Below are 234 nucleotides of genomic sequence, written 5' to 3'. Positions count from 1 at the left end.
GCATAGGCTGTGTCCGGACCAAGCATATCGTTGATTTGCTGCGAGACGTTCATGGCCGTTGTAAAGTCAGGCTGATGCAAATTAAATGTGATCGTATCGCCTTGGCTAAACGGACTCGCAATACCGCGCTCTACCGTCGCACCATTTGGTATACGCCCCACACTTGGAACATTCACCGTAATCGATGAACCATCGCTACCATCTGCACCAAAACCACCAACGACCAAACTGCCC

At 50.9% G+C, this 234-nt stretch carries 1 protein-coding gene; it reads right to left on the bottom strand.

Translation table 11 applies throughout. From position 1 onward, the window contains the following. The coding region (locus A3762_RS06445; RefSeq protein WP_197469085.1) for a flagellar basal body P-ring protein FlgI at positions 1 to 234 on the bottom strand (234 nt) is incomplete at both ends.

The organism is Oleiphilus sp. HI0125 (assembly GCF_001635355.1).
Note: the sequence above shows the minus strand (reverse complement) of the source record. Positions and strands in the feature narration are given on the sequence as shown.